Origin of the sequence: Streptococcus vulneris (genome assembly GCF_019218685.1) — a bacterium.
Classification (GTDB): domain Bacteria; phylum Bacillota; class Bacilli; order Lactobacillales; family Streptococcaceae; genus Streptococcus; species Streptococcus vulneris.
On record NZ_JAHUZC010000038.1, the window covers coordinates 1 to 393 of the forward strand.

Annotated in this window: 1 pseudogene; it reads left to right on the forward strand. The window is 70.0% G+C overall.

The features are described from left to right. A pseudogene (locus KUA57_RS09495) lies at window positions 1-374 on the forward strand (hypothetical protein); the annotation flags it as partial. Window positions 375-393: the final 19 nt, after the last annotated feature.

Here is a 393-nt window from a genome sequence, read left to right on the forward strand (position 1 = left end):
TGCTGGCGCTGCGCGAACGCGAGTTCGTGCTGGCCGCGCGCGCCTTCGGCGTGCGCGACCTGGCCATGATCCGCCACCACATCGTGCCCAACCTGCTGGGCCCGCTGGTCATCCTGATGACGCTGATCGGCGGGCTGGGCACGCTGACCGGCCCGATCCTGGGCGCCTTCATCGTCGTGCTGCTGGAGAACAAGGTCGGCGACTTCGGCCAGGCCCTGGCCAAGCTGACCGGCGTGGACTGGTTCCTGCGCCTGGGCGAGTCGGTCACCATCGTGATCGGCCTGATCTTCGTGATCTGCGTGCTGGCGTTCCGTCGCGGCATCGTGGGCGAGCTGGCGGCGTTTGCCGAACGCCGCCGCGCCGCGCGCGCCTGACGCCGTCCGTCATTTCGTC